A 19,346-nucleotide genomic window follows, 5' to 3' on the forward strand; every position below is an offset into this window, starting at 1 on the left:
TGTACCGCAAAAGGAGGGCAAAGCACAAGCACCAATGGCGGGCACTGAAAATGATGGAGAAAGCACCCGAAAGCTTCATCGCCAGAAAAAAAAGCAAGAGAAACCCACCGCAAACCTTGCCCAAGCTCCTGGCAACAGCGAGCCAAAATTAAACTCAGAAAGCGCTTTGATTGCTGAATTTCTTCAAGCGCTGTCAGAAGAAATAGAAGCTGTCAAGAAAAAAAGGAGCCACTCCAAAATAGAAGTAAAAGAAGGAAAGTTGATTTCCAGCGAGAATAACGTTTATCTCTACGTCTTCGATGTCGATTCCTCTTTCGTTCCCCAGGAAGATATTCCAGTAGAAATTGAGGTCAAGGGAGAAATCTACGGTGCAGAAATCGTCAGCGTTGCCGGTGACGAGATAACCATCTTAACCGAAGTAAATTTGGGTAAGCATGTCGAAGAGGCGCTGATTATCATTAATCCCTGGTATCTCCTTGAAATGCTCAAGAAGCGCTACCATGAATTCCTGGAAGGAAAAGTTAGCCTCAACACCCATCTGAGCAAAAAACTCTTCAACTTTACCCCCGCCAGCAGCGGATTTTACCATGGCGATCTCAAGCTCCCTCCTTCAGAGAACAATCTAAATGATGACCAGATTGCTGCAATTCGCGCCGCCTGTGGCAGCGACGTGCATTTCATCTGGGGGCCGCCCGGAACGGGAAAAACCAGAACCATTGGGGCGCTGGTTGCTGCGTTGCTCAAACAGGGTTTACGGGTTCTCATCCTCTCTCACACCAACATCGCAACTGACCAGGCCATAGCCAGTGCAGTAAAGTTTCTTGAAGATTCAGCGGAATACCAAAGCGGCAAAATCATTCGCTACGGGAATATCCACCCTGCCTCAAAACTCCCCGACCTGGTTATTCCTCAAAAACTGATTGAGTCTCGAGTCAAAAAACATCAGGAACACATTGAAGAACTCAAGGCGGAGCAAAAAAGAAAACAAGATGAACTCAAAAAACTTGAAAACATAGAAAAAATGTCAAGTGTCTGTGACCATGCAATGCAGGAACTTCACAAGCTGGAAGAAACGCTTAAGCAAGCCGAACAAAAGATTCAAGTACTGAACCTTCAGGAACAGGATTTGCGCACAAAACTCGAGCAAATGCAGCACAGATTACAACAAATACATCTTGCCGGGAAGCTGAAGAGGCTTTTCCTCAGCCTAAGCTCTGAACGCTTTCAAAAAGAAGCAGCACAGCTTGAACAAGCGCTCCAAAACATTGCTCAGGAACGCACAAAACTTTTAGCAAGTATGGACTCGCTTCAAGTTGCTTATAAACAGGCAGAAACAGAGGCCACCCAGCAAGTGGAAAAACTGGGAAAAGCTTTGAAAAAGCACGGCCTGAACCTGGTAACCATACACACCCGGAAAGAAGAACTTGTAAAGCAAATTAAAGAAATAGAAAACGAAATTCGCCGGGCGAAAAGAAATTCTGGAACTAGGCGCAAGAAAGAAGACTCCTTGCCGACAGAAATCATCAAGAATGCAAAAGTAATCGCTACCACGTTGACCAAAGCAACCCTCAACAGAATACTGGCGGATGAAAAATTTGATGTCGTCATAGTCGATGAAGCGAGCATGGCCCCTCTACCAAGCCTTTATTTCACCGCTGGGCTTAGCCAGAAAAAAGCAATTATGGTAGGTGATTTTCGCCAACTTCCCCCCATCGTTACCGCTTCTTCAAAAATGGCGCAAAAATGGTTAGGAAGAGACATATTTGAACAGGCGGGAATTCAACAAGCCATAGACGAGGGGAAAAAAGAACCCAGGCTGACCATGTTGCGTCATCAGTATCGCATGCACCCGGAGATTGCCAGCATACCCAATGAAATTTTCTACCATGGCCAGCTTGTCAGCGCGCTTGCCCCGCAAGGGTTAAAAAAAATCACCCGCGTTATTAAGCGATCGCCGCTTGCCCAAGCGCCTCTTATCCTCTGCGACCTGTCATCCATAAACCCCCGAAGCAATCGCTCGCACCTCATGAGTGGACGCTACAATCTCTACAGTGCAGTAGTCTCTGCGGAGCTGGCCAAAAGGTTAGCAAAGGCAGGTATCAAGCAAATCGGCGTCATCTCACCTTATTACCTGCAAGCTCGGCTCATCAAGAAAATAATCGCCGAGTCTGATAAAAAAACTGCTTCTGCAATAAAAACTTCAACTGTTCACAGCTTCCAGGGCATGGAAGAAGAAGTTATTATATTTGACATAGCAGAAGGACCCTTACCCTACCATGGGCCATCACCTCTTGTAAATGGGTTTGAATTGACCAGCCAGGCAGCCAAGCTCATCAACGTTGCCATAACCCGCACCAAAGCACAACTGGTTATTGTTGCCAACAGAGACTACCTCGCTTCCAAGCTGAGTCCAGATTCCATTTTGATGAGGGTTATTGAAAACGTGTATCCAAAAGCGCAAACAGTGGACCCCCGGGAAATTGTCGAAACATACCACTGCACCGATTTTGAGCGCTGGCTCAGCATGCTGAATACACAAGATGCAACAGCTCACATTGAAGATACAAAGCTGGATAACGAATCCAACTTTTATGCAGTCTTCTTCAGAGACCTTCTCGAAAGCAAAGAGGAAATCATTATTACTTCACCACTACTTGCCCCCAACTGTACCTGGCCACTACTCGATTTTTTCACTGCAAAAGTCAAAGCAGGTGTTACGGTACGAATTTTCATCAAAAACCTTACGCAAGAAGATAATAGCATCCTCAAAGCACTAAAAGAAAGAAAAGTGCGGGTTATAGAAAGGAAGAACCTGAGTCAGAAGTTCGCCTTTATTGACCGTAAAATTATTTGGGAAGGAACCCTGAACATACTTGCGGGAATAAGCCACGACGGAGCATTAATGCACCGCTTTCCCTATCCCAAGGCTTGTGAAGAAATCATTGCAATACACCAGTTCGCCGTTGATTACGAACTCGAATCTGGAATTCCAACTGAACAAGAGTGCGAACAATGTGGAGCAAAGATGCTGCTCATCAAAGAATTCGAAAGCCTTTTTATGCGTTGTGAAAATTATCCTCAATGCTCAAACTACCGTAAGTTTGAAGATGGAGAGCGAGTCAAGACATACATTACCTGTCCCGGGCGCGATAACGAATCTTGCAGAAAACCTATGATAGCAATTCGCGGGCGGTCAAATCTCTATTTGCAATGCACTGACCCACAATGCAACACACGAAAAGTTTTGTGCTGAGAAATCCACCATACCGTAACTGAGTTTTCTTCCCTGTGAAAGCATTACCCCTCGGACACCTCAAGGATAGAAAAACTTAATTTTTTAGTATCTCATTATTTTCACGATTTCTGGGGTTTTTCTCTTTCTGGAAGGTGCTTCATCAGAGTTTTCCAGTACATCGACAGAAAATCGTTCTCGATTTGGGTTTTGAATGGTTTCTGATTAAGTTTTGATGCGGGTTTGAGGGTATTTTTGCTTTCTGTGTGGCTTTTTATGGGGGTTCTGGGGTATTTTGAGGGTCGATGAGGGGTGTTTTTTCTGTCGATGTCCGGTAACCCGAAAACCCCCGGGGATCGACAGAAAATTGAAAATGGGTTCTTTCGCTCTTGACATGGGGATTAGTTCATGTTCTAATAGTTTCAAATACGCACCTTGACAAGTGAATAGCGATTTTAAAAAGCCTTTATTTATAATCCTTTTACGGGTTTGTAGCGTCCCTATAAGGGATTGAAACTGAATAAAACGTGTAAAGCCGACTCTCGGATTTGGAGTTTGTAGCGTCCCTATAAGGGATTGAAACAACCATAAATTTCTCTTATGGCTTTTATTTCTTCAGGTTTGTAGCGTCCCTATAAGGGATTGAAACACCCGCCAGGGCACCTTGGCAACCGAGTATCCGAAAGTTTGTAGCGTCCCTATAAGGGATTGAAACCCCGAAAGCCGTATATCTTCCCTTGTAATCTCCGCCTGTTTGTAGCGTCCCTATAAGGGATTGAAACCGATATTTTGAGCGACCTTACCTATGAAGAAGCCCAGCAGGTTTGTAGCGTCCCTATAAGGGATTGAAACCCTGCACTATTTTGGTGGTGCCGGCGGGCATGGTAAAGTTTGTAGCGTCCCTATAAGGGATTGAAACAGACTTGGCAAGAGATACTTCAACGTAAACATTGCCGGTTTGTAGCGTCCCTATAAGGGATTGAAACGTTACTTCGCCCGGGATTGTTATCAGTTTTTCCACCAGTTTGTAGCGTCCCTATAAGGGATTGAAACTATGAACGGGCGACACGCGTTGTTCGTCGTCCGTTCGTTTGTAGCGTCCCTATAAGGGATTGAAACTCACTCTAACCCCAGCTATCTCTACTCTAATCATCTATGGTTTGTAGCGTCCCTATAAGGGATTGAAACATCTCATCTTTCCTGTTGAGAATTCCCATCTCGTACTGTTTGTAGCGTCCCTATAAGGGATTGAAACCAGGGAATGCGAAAAGCCCTTCCGAAGCGATGAATCCAGAGTTTCACCGTTGTTAACCGGTAAGTTTAAAGGATTCGTCGTGTCGAATTTATTTCAGCATCTCGGGCTTCTGGAATCTCAAAGGGGATTAAACCAGGAAGAGTGCAAGAAGTGTGGTTCAGAAAGGGACCCTGAAACGAGGGGATCCTGAAATGAGACCCTGAAACGAGATCCTGAAATGAGGAGACCCTGAAACAAGGAGATCCTGAAACAAGTTCAGGGTGACGGCTCCGCCGTCAGTTCAGGACGACAAAAGCTCCGCTTTTGCCGGTTCAGGGTGACGGCTTTGCCGTCAGTTCAGGACGGTAACGATAAAGCCGTTGCCGGTTTGGGGCGGTGTCAAAAAGCCGGCACCAGTTCGGGGTGGTGGATTGTTGCGACCTTGAAACATAGAGATGCTGAAATAAAGGGTGTTGAGGTTTGCCATTCCACACTGAGAAGTCCGGAGGATTTGTCATTCCGAACTGGGTTAAGGCTGGCTTAAAGCGGTATCGATAAGGCCAAAGCAATGCTTGAGAATAAAAAAGCGGGATGGGGTGTCCATCCCGCTTTCTCTTTCTGTGTGTGTTTCCTGGTTTCTTTCAGATTCTGAAGCGCTCCACCAGCTTCTGTAGTTTCTGGGCCATCTGGGCAAGCTGCTCCACTGCAGAGTTGACCTCTTCCAGTGAGGCATTCTGCTCTTCAGTGGACGCAGAGACCTCTTCACTGGAAGCCGCATTCTCTTCAGCCACTGCAGCCACTGAAGAGAGCTCTTCGGCGATCTGCTGGACGCCTTCTGTGGCCTGAGCAGTGAGGGAAACACTCTCTTCGGAGAGCTTGACCACTTCCTGAGCACTTCGGGTGGTTTCTTCCTGAGCCTGGTGGGCTTCAAGGAGCGATTGAGCAAGGTTTTCGATGTTTCCTTCCAAGCGCTCAATGGCTGAGAGGATGGAGTTAAAGTTCTGGGCCACTTGTTCACTCTCTCTGCTCCCTGCTTCCACTTCACCTTGGGCTTTCTGCATACGCTCCACTGCTGAGCGGGTGTCTTTCTGGATTTCAGCGATGAGCTTTCCAATTTGCTCGGCAGCCTGGGCACTCTCTTCAGCCAGTTTGCGCACTTCCTCAGCCACCACGGCAAAGCCCCGTCCAGCATCACCAGCTCGGGCGGCTTCGATGGCTGCATTGAGGGCTAAGAGGTTGGTCTGCTCGGCAATGCCAGTGATGAGGTCCACAATCTTTCCAATCTCCTGGGAGCGCTCGTTGAGAATTTGGATGCTTCCGGCGACTTCTTCACTCACCCGGGCAATGGAGGAGACGTTTTCGATGAGCTTCTGCAGAGAATCTTTCCCTTTCTGAGCTTCTTCTCTGGTGGTGGTCCCTTCTTCTCTGGTTTTTTGCATCATGGCTTCAATCTGTTCCAGAGCTTGCTGGTTCTTCTGGAGGTTCTCCTGCATCTTCCCAAGAAGCTCCAGGTTGCGCTGGGTGGCTTCAGCAACTCTCTGGGCTCGCTCACCAATCTGGGCTGCTTCTTCACTCACTCTCTGCAGCTCTTCACTCTGGCGGGTGGAGCCTTCAGCAACCTGGGCAATGGTTGAGGCAATCTCTTGGGTGGCTTTGGAGATCTCCGCAACCGATGAGGAGAGTTCCTCACTGGATGAAGCCAGAGAGGAGGAGGTGGTGAAAACATCGTTTACCAGAGCCCGGAGATTGCCCACCATATCTTCCAGTGCCCGGCCCAGTTCCCCAAGTTCGTCCTTGGAGTGAGCCCGGAGGTCAAAATCTGCACTCAGATTCCCCTGAGCAACCTCCTTAGCCAGATTGACCATACGTCGCAAAGACCTGGTGATGCCGCGGGTGATGAGCAGTGCAAGAACCAGCGCAGCAACAATAATAATTGCCACCAAAAGGACTACAGTAAAGAAGCTCTGCTTGAAACTTGCTCGGGCTGCATGGTGCTGGTTCTCTGCCAGAACCAAGCTGATTTCAGTAAGCTGGTCCAGATAATCGCGCATGGTTTCAAATTTCTCTGCTGCATCACCGAAGCTCAGTGCCACAAGGGAACTCAAATCCTCACTGGCTGCTTTCCTTGCCTCCACAATCTTTCGAGAAAGGGGCAACCACTCCTGGCGTGCCTCCTCATATTTCCCGATCAGTTCTAGTTCTTCTGGTGTTTCAGCAAGGGCCTTGTATTTGTTCCAGCGCTCTTCTGACTGCTGGAGGTTCTCCTCGTAACTCCCCAGAAACTCCTGGAAAGCTTCGGAGTTCACATCAACAAGGAGTAGAGATCGTTCAGCAAACACTGCCTGGTACAGGTCGCGATCGATCTGCAGAATATAATCTATGCTGGGCAAGTGGTCTTGAGAGATGTCTTCAAGATTAGCCATAATGCTCCGGGAAAGGGAAAGCCCCAGATACCCAACCACCGCAGCGAGGGCAACCACTAAAACAAAGCTCAAAATTAATCGTGTTCCAATTCGCAAGCCAGATTTCGCCATTTTACTCCTCTCCTTTCCAATGAGCCAACGTCGGACAGAGTGTCCAGAAATAGTATTGGAACTCTTTTTTCACTCATTTTCGGTTTTCCTTCTCTTACCGTCCCTTCTTTGACTTCGTTTTCTTCTTTTTTCATACCTTACTCTGATGAGGAAGCCCAGCCACTGAAAAATAGTGAGGAGACAGGCCGTTTTAGAGCTTCCTCAGCACAAAAAAGGCACCTACTTGGATTAAAGAGAAACCCTCGAGGGCTATCCTCTCCCGAGCAAACTATACAGAAACGGTACTCTTTCCCAAGCTAAAAAAGGTGGTCACGCTAAAGAAACAACGTCCCTTCACCTTGAGAGAATGCCCCGGCTCTCACCAGGGGCTCAAGAACAACTCAGGAAATTTCCTACTTCACTGCCTCACTCCTTTCCTTGAGTATCATGTGCTCATCACAGTACCATATACAGGTTTCGCTCCTGATCTACTATTATTTATCAGCATCTTGTAAGAAAACTTTAGTGTTCTGGTAGAAACTTTGTTTGACTCTGGAAACAGAAAAAGGTGAAAACAAGGATTGTTCCCAGATTGCTCACAAAAAATCTTCCAAAATTCCCCGAAAGCGTAAAAGACAGGTAGAATAAAAGAAAAGGCACTGATGCAGAAAGGAGGGTCACTTCTGAAACCCCTACTGGTCATTCAGGAACACTGGGCATCACACCACCACTTTGACCTGCGCTTGGAGCGAGATGGGGTTCTGAAAAGCTGGGCAGTTCCCAAGGGAATACCGCTTTCTCCCGGAGAGCGCAGGTTAGCCATTGCTGTTGAGGATCATGCTTTGGAGTATGCCGACTTTGAAGGCGAAATCTTGGAAGGGTATGGCAAAGGAAAAGTGGTTATCTGGGACCGGGGCTTTTATATCCCGGAGAAGTGGGAAGCAGGAGAAATTCTCTTTGAAGCCCATGGTGAGAAGATGCGAGGCAAATATGCGCTTATCCACACCAGCGATGACCAGTGGCTGCTCATAAAAAGGAAAGAGGAAAAAAGCAGTGAACAGAAAAAATCCAGCAAGGATTAAAAAAGAGCGCTTTTACGAAATCGATGTTCTTCGGGGTTGTGCCATAGTGAGCATGGTCATTTACCATCTGCTTTATGACCTCTCCGCTTTTGGAAACCTGAAAATCGAACTTTACCGGGGGGGATGGCTCTACTTCCAGCGCTATATTGCCACATCCTTTCTGGCTCTCTCCGGCATATCCCTCCACCTGAGCTATGAGCGCATGAAGCAGAAAACAGGAAACGCCCAACTCATACACCTCATTCGCCGGGGGGTGATCATCTTTCTCTGGGGTATGGTGATAAGCGTGGTCACTTACCTGTTCCTGGACGGTGCCTATGTGCGCTTTGGAATACTCCACTGTATCGGAGCATCCATAATCATTGGCTCCTTCCTTTTGCGCTTTCCAAAGTTCACCCTGCCCCTGGGAGTCGTCCTCATTGCCCTGGGCTGGTGGTTCTATGGAAAGGATTTTCCCTTCGGGTATCTCCTCTGGCTGGGTTTCAAGCCTTACCGCTTTTACACTGTAGACTACTTTCCGCTTTTGCCCTGGTTGGGTGTCTTTTTGCTGGGCGTTTTTCTGGGTCATACCCTCTATCCTGGCTACAGGAGGCGCGTCCAGCTCGGGGACTATTCGCACTTTCCCCTTTTTGCAGCGCTCAGTTTTCTGGGCAAACACTCGCTGACCATTTATCTTTTGCACCAGCCGGTGATTTTGGGCCTGCTTTTTGCGCTGGGGGTGCTGCAGCCACCTGGTTTGTGATAGTATATCTTTAAATAACAACGGGAGGCGGAAACAATGTACAGGAAAAAGGTTCTCTTGCTTGGTATAGCGGTTGCCGTGGTTTTCCTTCTTGCGTCCTGCATCAACTTAGAAAGCGTGCAGAAAGTGAATTACGCCCTGCGGGTTGAGGGAGACGAAGGGGTTAAGGAAGGGTATCTTAAGGTTGAGTTCACCCCAATTGATGAGGAAAACTACCAGGCTAAGGTGGACTATGCACTGGGTGAGGAAGGTTTCTCTTCCACCTTCAAAGTGAAAGCCAATGATATCCAGGGCTCGCTTTTCCCACTGATGCTTGCTAACCCTTCCATCGCTCAGGCGCTGGGTGTCCTCTCGGCTGCACAGGTTTTTCTGGCTCCGGCTTTTCTGGGTGGAGGAGAACTCAGCGAAGGCCTTGAGTGGAAGCAGAAAGACGAAGAGGGAGAAACGGAAATCATCGTCCCTGCCTCAGAAACTCGCTTTGGGAAAGAGGCCTTATGGGTAGAAGCCAGAAAGGACGGAAAGCTGGTTGCCCGTATTCTCTTTGAAAAAGAAACCTACTTCCCCTTAGTAGTCGATTTTCAGGATCCGGAACAGCTGGAAAGCGGCCAGAACCGCTTCTACATCGAAGCAGAAGAAGTAACCTGGCGATAAAAAGCTGAGGGCTGCACTCTACAAACAGTACGGCCCTCGGCTTCAATACCCACCCGATACGGTGAGCACCTGACCGGTTATGTAATCGGCTTCCTCCTCAGCAAAAAAGAGCACTGCTCGGGCGATATCTTCGGGTCTCCCTAACCTTCCTACCGGTATCTTGCGCAAAAGCTCAGGCAGTTTTTCAGGAGGAGTTACTGAATGCAGGAGCTCGGTGTCGATTTTGCTGGGTGCAATAACGTTTACAGTAATCCCAAACGGCGCACACTCCCGCGCCAAGGCCAGACACATGGCAATGACGCCCCCTTTGGAAGCCGCATAGTGGATGCCTGAAGTTCCACCGGTTATCCCGGAAGTGGAGGAAATGGCAATGATTCGTCCCCAGCGCTTCTCAATCAGGTATGGAAGCAGCGCGCGGACGCAGAGGTACACCCCTTTAAGATTAACGGCAATCATCCTGTCCCAAGAGAGCTCCTCAAGATTCCAAGCCCCGGAGTACGCAGTATCTCCCACCCCGGCATTGGCAACCAGGATGTCGGGTATGCCCAGCTTTTCCTGAACCTTGCTCACCATCCTCTCTATCTGAGAAGAATCAGAAACATCAGCCTGAACCGCCAGAGCAACACCACCCTGCTTTTCTATTTCTGCCACCACCGCCTCAGCCCGTTCGCGGTTTTTTCGGTAATTTACTGCCACCTTCGCTCCAGCTCGAGCCAGAGCAAGGGCACAGGCCCTACCAATTCCCCGGCTTGCCCCGGTAACCAGTGCCACATGAGCGGAAAGGTTTCCCACCCTGTAACCTCCTCTCAGCGAGCAACGAGTTCTGAAATCATCTGCAAAACGCCCTCTTTTATATACTCGACCGCAATGGCGGCCAGTAAAAGCCCCATCACTCTGGAAAGCACTTCAATTATCCGCTCACCCAGCAGGCGGCTCAGATGGTTGGCAAAGTACAAAATCAGCCAGGTCAAAGCGAGAGCGGAAACCATGGCCAGAAAGGGAATCAGGTATCCATGCTTTTGAGAAAGAATAATGATTGAGGTGATGGCACCTGGACCACAGAGAAGCGGGGTACCGATGACAATAGCCGCAACCTTGGTGTCCGCTCCCCTTTTGGAAAACTCAAGCCCCAGTATCTCCTCAACACCCAGAAGAAGCAAGATGACACCACCAGCAACCATAAAGCTTGAAAAGGAAATGCCCAAAAGCGCAAAAAGGCTTTTCCCAATGAAAAGGAAAACAAAAAGCAGGATAAAAGCCACACTTACCGCCAAGAAAGCTTGAGCGGAACGCTCCCGGGCTTCCATGTTTTTGGTGAGCGCTATGAAAACCACAGCCCCCAGAAAAGGGTCGAGGATGAAAGTCAAAAGCAAAAAGGACTTCACAAAGTCGTAAAGCATCGCGCATACCCCTCCCTATTATAGCCGGGCAGAGGGCCAGCGGGAAAGTAAAAAGGAAGAAAAAAGAGCAATCCAGCAATCGGACTACTCGAAAGCGAACCTATTCAAATTCCTCCATTTCCAAACACCAGACACCGGGCAGCTCCTCAGCAAACTCTAAAAAAGCATCGACCACCTGCGCATCATAAAGTTTACCCCGGTTATTCAGGAATTCGGCTACAATTTCTTCCTTAGGAAGCAAAGGTCGATACGCCCGGTGGGAAGACATGGCCTCGGCAACATCTGCCACAGCCAGGATTCTGGCCTCAAGAGAAATCTCCTCTCTACGGAGACCCTGGGGATAGCCCGAGCCATCGATGCGTTCGTGATGCTCAAGGATAACCTTGGCAACGTCCTCAAGAAAATGCACCCGGCTCACTATCTCATACCCCAGCGCAGGATGCGTCTTAATCATCTCAAACTCCAGAGAGCTCAAAGGCACTGGCTTGTTGAGAATATCGATGGGAATGCCAATTTTCCCGACATCGTGCAAAAGACCGGCCACCCGAATTTTCTCAATTAGCTCCTCAGAAAGCCCCATCTTCTTGGCAATGGCACAAGCAATACCAGAAACTCTTCTTTGGTGGCCGGCAGTGTAAGGATCTCTCACTTCAACCAAGTAAGAAATAACCTCTATGGTTTCTTGCAGAGCCTCCTCCAGAGCTTCACGATAACCCATAGTTTGTAGGCCGTGGTTCAGGATGCGTGAAAACCTCCTCAAGATTTTTACTTTTTCCCCATTCAAAACCTCGGTCTTCAAAACATTCGCAAAATCCGGAATTTCTCCTTCCTTGTGAATCAGCACCTCTGGATAGCCTTTTTCTCTGAGCATTTCAGCAAATCTTTCCAAGAACTCATCCCGACTCCTTACGCCCAGTATCCTCTTGCTGTGAACCTTCGAAAATAATTTCAAAAGCCCGTAAGCCCTTTTCACTGCCGTCACATCACGCATGGTCAAAATGAACTTCTCATCACCCGGAAGTTGACTTGCGCAGAGAATTACCTCCTTAACCCTCCCTTTTCGATCTTCGATGCGGGCGGCGCAACCCGAAGTCAATCTGGAAGAGCCGCTTAAATGCGCTTCCAGGCGTTGCTTCAATTTCTCAAGGTCCTCTTTTGGGGAAAGAAAGCTCATCCAGCTCCGCTTGCCAATCACTTCCTCATGGGACCAGCCGATGAGTTTCTCCATCCTCCAGTTGAGGTCCACCACCAGGTCGCCTTCAACCAGAAAAGCAGGGAGACCCAGGTCATCGAGAACTGTAAGATAAGGACTCCTTTCCTGCGAAAAACTCAAGAGCATCCTCCCCTTCTCGCGAAGCAATAAAAAGAACTTTTTTCAAGGCACCGACCAGTTTTCCGGCACCTTGAGACAGAATTTTCCAGGCTCTAACCCGAAAAGCTGAAAAACTCTTTGCATTTTCCAAAAACCAATACTACCAGAAAAGCGAAAAACCAGCAATTGGGCCTGAAGCCTGGAAGTCTTCCTTTCTCGGGATATTTGCTCAAAGAAGGGCCTTGCCCCGGGTAAACCTTTGCCCAGGGCAAGGAATCCCTACTCCTTTAGGAGCTCTTCAGCGGTCTCGCGCAGGGAAGCTTCAAAGCCGGGATATACCCCAGCAAAGTAGGAAATGAGGTTTTCTGGAGGTATCAGAGTGGAAACCAGTGCTTTCTCGCCCTGGACTGTGCGCTCGTCAAAAAGCACCCAGAGCACCCGGGGGGTGGACTGCCCAACAAGGTTAAGAACCAGGAAATCTTCACTCTCCAGGATAACCGCCTGATCAGCATCTTCACCCATCTGAGACCTGAAAATTTCCTTCATGGTTGGGAGGTCAATGCCTCTCATGACCACACCCACAGCATAGGTTTTCTGGGCATCGTCCCCAGCTCCATAGGCCAGACAAATATGGCTGATTTCCTCGCCATCTTCAACCAAGTAGTAATCGACCAGCTGTGGAAAGCCGGCAACGCTTTCTACGAAATCTGCTTTGCCCAGCTTCTCCTCCACAAAGCTGCGCTCAAGCGGGAAAGCTTCAGGATTACCAATGACCTCGTTGGCCAGGTCATACGAGACGCTGGCCTCAGCAGAAAGCGCCGTCGCCAAGCAGAAAAAAAGCACGGTGAGAAAAACTGCTTTACGCATAATGGTACCCCTCCTTCACCTTTTAAACACTCAAGAATACTCCCATTCTACCACAAAAAGAAAAAACGCATAAGCAGTAATTGCAGGCACCAGCCGGTAGTGAAAAAACTGCCCCCTGCTAAAATGCAGGGGGCAGTGGGGAAGAGCTGTCAGGATGCGCAACCAGTATCACAGGTTACGCCAGATACATCGTCGGGGGTGTTGTTTTCAATGATATTACCGCAACAGGTAGCAGTAGCACCACCTGTAACGGCTATGCCGCCACCCGGGCCAGAAGAAGCCTGGTTATTCTTTATAGTGTTTCCGGAAATATAAGCATGGCTATTCGAGCCAAACACCAGAATTCCGCCACCACCGTTATTCTGTCCTGACTCAGCAGTGTTTCCAGTTATGGTGTTACCAGAAATTTCGGCATCACTACCGCCACCAACAAAGATGCCGCCGCCACCCAGGCCAGCAGTGTTTCCAGTTATGGTGTTATTGGAAATCCGGACCGGGTTTTCTGTGGTGCCCGAGCCGGAAACATAAATCCCACCACCGTCGCCGCCAGTGTTTCCGGTTATGGTGTTATCGTGAATATAAGCAGAGGCGCCATTCGTTACGGCTATGCCGCTACCGGTGTTTTCAGTTATGGTGTTACCAGAAATTTCGGCATACCCGTCTTCAACATAAATCCCGCCATCCTCATTTTTGGTGATGATGTTTTGCTCGATGATGAGCGAAACACCCTCCAGGTAAACGCCTACACCATTATTACCAGAGGCGTTCTGGATGGTGAAGCCTTGAAGGGCAGCGGAAGGCAACGTGTCTCTAAGTTTCTTCTCGGACTCCGCTACAAAGGTAACTACCGGACCCTCACCGCTACCTTCGATAACGGTGCGCTCTGGATGGTCGGGGTCAGTACTCCGCAGGGTGATGTTCTTTCCGTTGAAGTCAATGTTCTCATGGTAGGTTCCTGGAGAAACCACAATTTCATCGCCCTCTTCGGCCTCATCGATAGCTTCCTGGATGGTGGTGTAGTACTTTTTCTGAGTGGTGTTGTAGACAAGGTCAGTAGGACCAGAGACCAACTCAGGAGGCGGCAAACACACACAAACGGTGAATGCAACGCCGTTACTGTCCAGGCCGTTTACGGTTACCACAACGTCTCCTGAACAGGCTCCACAAGGAACTTTCACCTCAATCACGGTGTCGGACCAGGACAGGACCTCGGCCTCCACCCGGGGATGATCACCGCAGGGCGCAAAAGTAACCCGGCTTTCTCCCTGAGCTTCTCCAAAGTTTTTGCCGGTGATGGTCACCGTACGCCCGGCACAACCCCGGTCAGGAGAAATAGAGGTAATCTCTGGTGGCGCAGGCTGTGGAGGAGCAGGGCTCTGGAAGCAACCAGACACAAAAACCAGCAGGAAAAAAGACACCGCAAAGAACACCAAAAAAACGCTCAGAAAAAATTTTCACTACCACACCCCCTCTTAACTAATTAACGTAAATTAGTAAAAACCAAATAGCTCGCCTTAAGGCACTTTGCGCTATTATATGGAACGTTCACGGAAAAGGTCAAGGTGAAGGGGTGTTAGGTTGGGAAAAGAAAAAGCGCCCACTGAAAGGGCACTCGCTCAGTTTTTCACTATTTCTCTGTAGCCCGGGATATGCTGGAGCTTTAGGTTGCGCAGTTTCTCGGCAAATGTTTCTCTTTTTTTCTGTGCGCTGAAGTACTCTGCCTTGCCCATCAAGTCCTCATCAACCGCAACGCCGAAACGCACAAGGAGCTTGAGAAAGCGGGCATCGGTTGCTACTCCCCCAGCGCACCTCGGAGCAATCTGGAGAGTGCTTCCCTCTGGAGCTTCTGGTAAGCAACCCGCACTTTCTTTTCTGCTTCCTCATCGCTCACCCACAGCCCAGCTTTGATGCAGGCGCTTTTGAGGTATTCCACCGCTTCTTTGAGCTTCTCAACACCGGGTTTTTGCGGGTAGTAATCCTCTGCCCAGAGGACGGCTTCTTCAGCAATCTGGATTAAGCGCTGGTATTTCTGGAACTTGATTTTGTCAATTCCCAAGCGGGCGAAGATGTAGCTTAAAACCGCAGGTAAAACCAGAATTAAAATATCGGTGATTGCTTTTTGTGCATCCATAAACGACCACCCCTTTTTGTGTTCTCAAAGAATACGCGGGGTGGGCGACGGGGAAAGGAGTTAACCCTGCAGGTCTTTTTGCTTTCGCTCCTTAAACCACTTTCTAAGATCTTCCTCTGTGAAGCCTAATTTCTGAAAAACGAAATCTTTTACTGTTCTGGCTATACCAAAATACTCCTTTGCCTCTCACAGAACCTTCCCTTCTCTGAGTGCTGTTTTGGTCACCGAGTGAACATACCCCTCGAACCTCTTCACTTGCTGCGGTGTACGTATCAGGATATCGCAAGGAATTAACATTTCCGAAAGCCTTACTGTAATTCTTTTGAAAATTTCCTGCTCAACCTTTTGGGAAACTTCCTTTTTTAGAATAACCAGAATATCCCAATCGCTCTTTTCATCAAAATTCCCTCTGGCACGGGAACCAAAAAGTATTATCTTATCAGCCTCCACTCCAAATTCGGTGAGGACTTCCACGATAATTCTTTTGATTATGCCCTCTATCGTCCTTTCCTCCCGATAAGGATAAAAATCCCCGTTTCCCCGAAAGCTAAACTCTAACTTCGCCACCCTCTCTTTTCACAACCTTTTAAATTACCTGCTCGACTTCCTCTATAAAAGCGAAATATCCAAAAACCATACCACTGTGAAATAGATTTTACATCTTCCAGCAGCCAGCGTAAAATCTCAAAACCACTTCCTCTACAAAAAGAAAATGCTTTCTTGGCTTTCATAGAACTTCAAATCACAAGCAGTATTTGCTGTGCTTGTTATCTACAAACCACACTTTATACCATACTTTGGATGGCAAAGTCTCTTTATCTTTATTTTTCTCCCTCTACTTCCTCAAGAATTTTCTTTAATTTGGGCTTTACCTTAGGTATTTCGATTTTCATGGCATCTCATAACCACCGGTAGTCAACGCCAAAATAAGCCTGTATCAACACATCTCTCATTCCGGCCATGCGCTTCCAGGGAACTTCTGGGTATTTTCTCTTCAATTCATCCGGAATATTCTTAGTAGCTTCACCGATAATTTCGAAGTCCCTTACAACTGCATCTTTTGTTTTTTCATCTTCCATAAACTCCTCACAAGAAACCCCTTAGGTGTAATTCTCTATTTTCTCGATACTCTCTAAAATGTCCGAAAGGAACAATCTCCAGTTTCTCTTAGACATAAACTACATCCTCTTTTATGCTTTCCCACAACAACTTTTTTGCCTCACTGCATTAACGGTAAGCAGGTCAACTCTGGTGTCCAAAATTTCTTCCAGTCTGTCCCAGACTTCAAAGAATTTCAATCCAACAGGTCTTTCAAGTTCAACGAGAATATCAACATCACTTCCTTCTCTCTGCTCCCCTCTTACCCAGGAGCCGAATATACCGACCATCTTTACTCCGTATTCTCTCCTTATATCTTCCTTGTGCTTTTCAAGTAGACTTTTTATCTCATCCACCGTTTTCATTTTTTCTCCTCTTCCAAAGAGAAAATCCGGGAGAAGACATAGGGTCTCGCTCCAGCATACCCCACCCACTACCCTGCCAGGGCATACCCGGGCCAGCCACAGAAAAAGCAATCCCGGCAGTTGAAAACCTCAGGCGTGGTACTCCTCTTCGACCTCGATGCCTGCCTGCTCTAAAGCTTCCTTTATCTTATCCTCATACTCTGCAGCCGAAATCTTCCCACCTTTTGCCCGCAAAACCACCTCCACAGTGCAGTTTTCAAATTGATTGCGCAGATAATTGACAACCCTGACTATTGTTGATAGATTGCCGGGCGATGCCTTAAGGCCCAGGGTAACTTCCGAATACTCCCGAGAAGCTGGTGGTCCCTCGGTAGTGGTTCCCGACTGAGGCGGCGAGCCAGTGTGCGGTGCTGGGCCTTTTTCCGTTTCTTCTCCACCCGAGGATACACTACCACCTGCAGTGCCTGACTCCACTTCCTCTTTCTCTTCTTTCACGCACAAATCAGGCTTCACAATCACTTCCTCATCGGTGAAGCTCACTTCCGGCGTTTTCCCAATGCAGATATCTTCAAGATCCCGGTCGGTAGCCCGGGCAAACCCAAACAGCCCCTGCTTGACGCCCTCCTTTATGCTTTCCAGAAATGCCTCTTGGGAAGTAAGCCGTATCTCTCCCGGGGTCTTCAAAAATGCCTCATAAAGGCTCCTGATATCCACATAGCTTCTGTTTGCAAGGTACTTTTCTCTGATTACCCGGGGAGCGATTTTCTCCAGAATTTCGCCCTGGCTTCTCAGGTAATTGTAGATTTCCTGAACCAGCGAAGATTCACCGTAAGTTGGCAAACCCAGGGAAAGCTCCCGGTAACCTTCACGAGCAGGAAGGAAGAGTTTGTGATAAAGCTTTCGCAGTTCCTCATAGGCTCTTCCTTTTAGATTCCGAAGTTTGACCTTGACCTCCCTTTTCTGCCCTTCTTTGAGGTTCAGCCTTGAATCATTTTCAATGTGCTCAAGAGCAAGCAGTTTTCGCAAATAAAGGTAAAAGGCCTCCCTCTGTTCCTCATCAGAGCAGAGAAAAATCAGAGTATTGCGGTAAACGCGGGGGATTTCACCGCAGGTCTCCAGAAAGCCCTGCTCCGGCTGGCTCTGGTTCAAAATTACCAGCTTGAATTCCGGAGTATCGGGAATGTCCCTTGAAGAACGAGGATACAGGAACACCCTGAACAACGAAGGTCTGGAAATGCTTTCTTCAAGTATTTTCCTCTCTTTCTCACGAAGTTCCTCTTCAGAGAAACTCTCCTCCCTTTCCACGATCACCCGGTTCAGGTTGGGCTGGTTGGTGAAAAACAATCCTTCGTCAGAAAGATAAAACAACTTTTCCTTCAGGTTGCTTATAACGGTGTCAACCACGGTGCTTGAAATCCCCGGGTACAATACACTCAGCTTGATATCCCGCACGCTGATTCCTTTCTCGCTCTCTCCTCTACCTGAAAAAGAAGTCATAAAAATGGTGGTGCTCACGACTGTGCCAAGACGAAAAGAGCGGTAAGAAGGCCCCAGAACTTCGTTTACTTTTGAAGCCCCCGAATCCTCTGCAGTTATATCCTGGGCAATGATGCTGTCCCATTCCTGCCCCAAGTGTCTTATCAGCTCTCTACGCAGCTCCTGGTTGCTGAGATTGAAATCTCCAAGACGGATGAAGGGAAGGTTTTTGTCAAGCAGGTCACTTATCACCAGCGAAAGGAGTCTCAAGACACCCCGGGTCCTTTGAAAGGTCGGGAAAGAACCCCAGCGCTTGTACAATATGTCGATAACCTCGGGTTTGAAGGGATAGCTTTTCAAAAACCTTTCCCGGTAACGAGGAAGCTCATCGCTTGAGAGCAATCCTTCTCCCCTGGCATAGTCGACGAACTCATCTACAACTTCCTTGACTTCTTCTTCCTTTACCCGACTGAAAAGCCTTGCACGCACCACCCGTTCTATCTCATCATCGGCAACCGGTGTGTAAATCCTTTCCATTCTCCCGGCTATTTTCTGGAGCTGTTGAAACATCCTCTCGGCGTTTTCGTCGTAGTGTTCGAGAACGCTCGAGGGCAAAGTGAGCACCAAAAGGGCATTGCCCACCGCCGAAACTGCCCCGGTGAGCTCCTGAATAAAAGCCAGAGTTTGCGAAGCAAGGTTGGAATCTCCAACCCTAATCCCTGCCGCCTTGGTTGTATATTCAAGGAGCTCGTCCATCAGGATGAGAGCCGGTGAATGCTCCGACAAAAGGTCGATAAGCTTCTCCCTGCCGGGTGCTACCTCACCCCGGGTAAAAACCACCTTCCCGGTCAACTGCCGCTCCAGCTCTTCCCAGGGCCGTATTTCTCCCGGATGCAGTGCGGTCCCATCAAAAACCACAACACGGGCATTCCATTCTCGTGCTTTGTGGTAAAGCGCTATTAAAGTGTGAGTTTTACCACCACCAAAAGGGGTCTGCAGCTCGATAACCGAATCCCCGCTTCTTCCCTCAAGCCTTGCCCGGGCAATCTCCAGAATGTTTTTCAACCCTGCGGTGAGATAGGTCTTTTTGAAGAACAAATCTGCATCCCGATAGTCAAGGGGAGCTTCACCCCTTGCCACCTGCCAGAGGTCAGCTGCAAAAACATCCATGGCGAGTTTTCCGCTGAGGATGTCTTCATGGGGCACTGCTACCTGAGTGAAGTTTTTCATTGCTCACCCCTCC

Annotated in this window: 18 protein-coding genes and 1 CRISPR repeat array; of the genes, 4 read left to right on the forward strand and 14 right to left on the reverse strand. The window is 48.4% G+C overall.

The window, feature by feature from the left end; translation table 11 throughout:
* Positions 1-34: 34 nt before the first annotated feature.
* Entirely contained in the window at positions 35-3,253 is a 3,219-nt protein-coding gene (locus QBE54_RS07965; protein WP_369017666.1) for an AAA domain-containing protein, read from the forward strand.
* Between the two features lie 466 nt (positions 3,254-3,719).
* Positions 3,720-4,487: a CRISPR direct-repeat array (repeat unit 30 nt; unit sequence GTTTGTAGCGTCCCTATAAGGGATTGAAAC).
* A 620-nt stretch (positions 4,488-5,107) separates the two neighbouring features.
* Here QBE54_RS07965 and QBE54_RS07970 read toward each other — a convergent pair.
* Both QBE54_RS07970 and QBE54_RS07975 read right to left on the reverse strand, forming a co-directional pair.
* Positions 5,108-7,000: a methyl-accepting chemotaxis protein gene (locus QBE54_RS07970; RefSeq protein ID WP_369017667.1), complete on the reverse strand. Its 1,893-nt coding sequence runs from the start codon at positions 6,998-7,000 to the stop codon at positions 5,108-5,110.
* Positions 6,964-7,134 (reverse strand): hypothetical protein, encoded by a 171-nt coding sequence (locus QBE54_RS07975; protein ID WP_369017668.1) that lies wholly within the window; start codon positions 7,132-7,134, stop codon positions 6,964-6,966. The genes QBE54_RS07970 and QBE54_RS07975 overlap by 37 nt, the downstream gene beginning before the upstream one ends.
* 507 nt (positions 7,135-7,641) lie before the next feature.
* Here QBE54_RS07975 and QBE54_RS07980 point away from each other — a divergent pair.
* From QBE54_RS07980 to QBE54_RS07990, 3 genes are read left to right on the forward strand one after another with little or no spacing between them, the layout of a single operon-like run.
* Entirely contained in the window at positions 7,642-8,061 is a 420-nt protein-coding gene (locus tag QBE54_RS07980) for a DNA polymerase ligase N-terminal domain-containing protein (RefSeq protein WP_369017669.1), read from the forward strand.
* Positions 8,033-8,803: a heparan-alpha-glucosaminide N-acetyltransferase gene (locus QBE54_RS07985; protein WP_369017670.1), complete on the forward strand. Its 771-nt coding sequence runs from the start codon at positions 8,033-8,035 to the stop codon at positions 8,801-8,803. Before QBE54_RS07980 ends, QBE54_RS07985 begins: the two co-directional genes overlap by 29 nt.
* 36 nt (positions 8,804-8,839) lie before the next feature.
* Positions 8,840-9,454 (forward strand): hypothetical protein, encoded by a 615-nt coding sequence (locus QBE54_RS07990; protein ID WP_369017671.1) that lies wholly within the window; start codon positions 8,840-8,842, stop codon positions 9,452-9,454.
* 42 nt (positions 9,455-9,496) lie between these two features.
* Here the strand turns inward: QBE54_RS07990 and QBE54_RS07995 are convergent, their stop codons facing one another.
* The 12 genes from QBE54_RS07995 to QBE54_RS08050 form a co-directional block, all read right to left on the reverse strand.
* Complete coding sequence (locus QBE54_RS07995) at positions 9,497-10,246, reverse strand: SDR family NAD(P)-dependent oxidoreductase (protein ID WP_369017672.1); 750 nt, start codon at positions 10,244-10,246, stop codon at positions 9,497-9,499.
* Positions 10,247-10,260: 14 nt separating this feature from the next.
* Positions 10,261-10,854 carry a MarC family protein gene (locus tag QBE54_RS08000; RefSeq protein WP_369017673.1) on the reverse strand — a complete coding sequence of 198 codons (594 nt, stop codon included), beginning with the start codon at positions 10,852-10,854 and terminating at the stop codon, positions 10,261-10,263.
* A 100-nt stretch (positions 10,855-10,954) separates the two neighbouring features.
* Positions 10,955-12,187 (reverse strand): HD domain-containing phosphohydrolase, encoded by a 1,233-nt coding sequence (locus QBE54_RS08005; RefSeq protein WP_369017674.1) that lies wholly within the window; start codon positions 12,185-12,187, stop codon positions 10,955-10,957.
* Positions 12,188-12,445: 258 nt separating this feature from the next.
* The gene (locus QBE54_RS08010) at positions 12,446-13,033 is read right to left on the reverse strand and encodes a hypothetical protein (protein ID WP_369017675.1); all 588 of its coding nucleotides are present in this window, start codon (positions 13,031-13,033) and stop codon (positions 12,446-12,448) included.
* A gap of 149 nt (positions 13,034-13,182) precedes the next feature.
* Positions 13,183-14,451 (reverse strand): right-handed parallel beta-helix repeat-containing protein, encoded by a 1,269-nt coding sequence (locus QBE54_RS08015; RefSeq protein WP_369017676.1) that lies wholly within the window; start codon positions 14,449-14,451, stop codon positions 13,183-13,185.
* A 198-nt stretch (positions 14,452-14,649) separates the two neighbouring features.
* Positions 14,650-14,796, reverse strand: coding sequence for a hypothetical protein (locus QBE54_RS08020; protein WP_369017677.1), 147 nt, complete (start codon positions 14,794-14,796; stop codon positions 14,650-14,652).
* Positions 14,797-14,825: 29 nt separating this feature from the next.
* Complete coding sequence (locus QBE54_RS08025; RefSeq protein ID WP_369017678.1) at positions 14,826-15,164, reverse strand: phage holin, LLH family; 339 nt, start codon at positions 15,162-15,164, stop codon at positions 14,826-14,828.
* A 186-nt stretch (positions 15,165-15,350) separates the two neighbouring features.
* Positions 15,351-15,731 (reverse strand): nucleotidyltransferase domain-containing protein, encoded by a 381-nt coding sequence (locus QBE54_RS08030; protein WP_369017679.1) that lies wholly within the window; start codon positions 15,729-15,731, stop codon positions 15,351-15,353.
* Positions 15,719-15,895, reverse strand: coding sequence for a hypothetical protein (locus QBE54_RS08035; RefSeq protein ID WP_369017680.1), 177 nt, complete (start codon positions 15,893-15,895; stop codon positions 15,719-15,721). Before QBE54_RS08035 ends, QBE54_RS08030 begins: the two co-directional genes overlap by 13 nt.
* A gap of 168 nt (positions 15,896-16,063) precedes the next feature.
* Complete coding sequence (locus QBE54_RS08040; RefSeq protein WP_369017681.1) at positions 16,064-16,243, reverse strand: DUF86 domain-containing protein; 180 nt, start codon at positions 16,241-16,243, stop codon at positions 16,064-16,066.
* A 111-nt stretch (positions 16,244-16,354) separates the two neighbouring features.
* Positions 16,355-16,618, reverse strand: a complete 264-nt coding sequence (locus QBE54_RS08045; RefSeq protein ID WP_369017682.1) for a nucleotidyltransferase family protein — start codon at positions 16,616-16,618, stop codon at positions 16,355-16,357.
* 138 nt (positions 16,619-16,756) lie between these two features.
* Complete coding sequence (locus QBE54_RS08050; protein ID WP_369017683.1) at positions 16,757-19,333, reverse strand: ATP-binding protein; 2,577 nt, start codon at positions 19,331-19,333, stop codon at positions 16,757-16,759.
* Between the last annotated feature and the right edge of the window lie 13 nt (positions 19,334-19,346).

Origin of the sequence: Thermatribacter velox (assembly GCF_038396615.1) — a bacterium.
Taxonomy (GTDB): Bacteria; Atribacterota; Atribacteria; order Atribacterales; family Thermatribacteraceae; genus Thermatribacter; species Thermatribacter velox.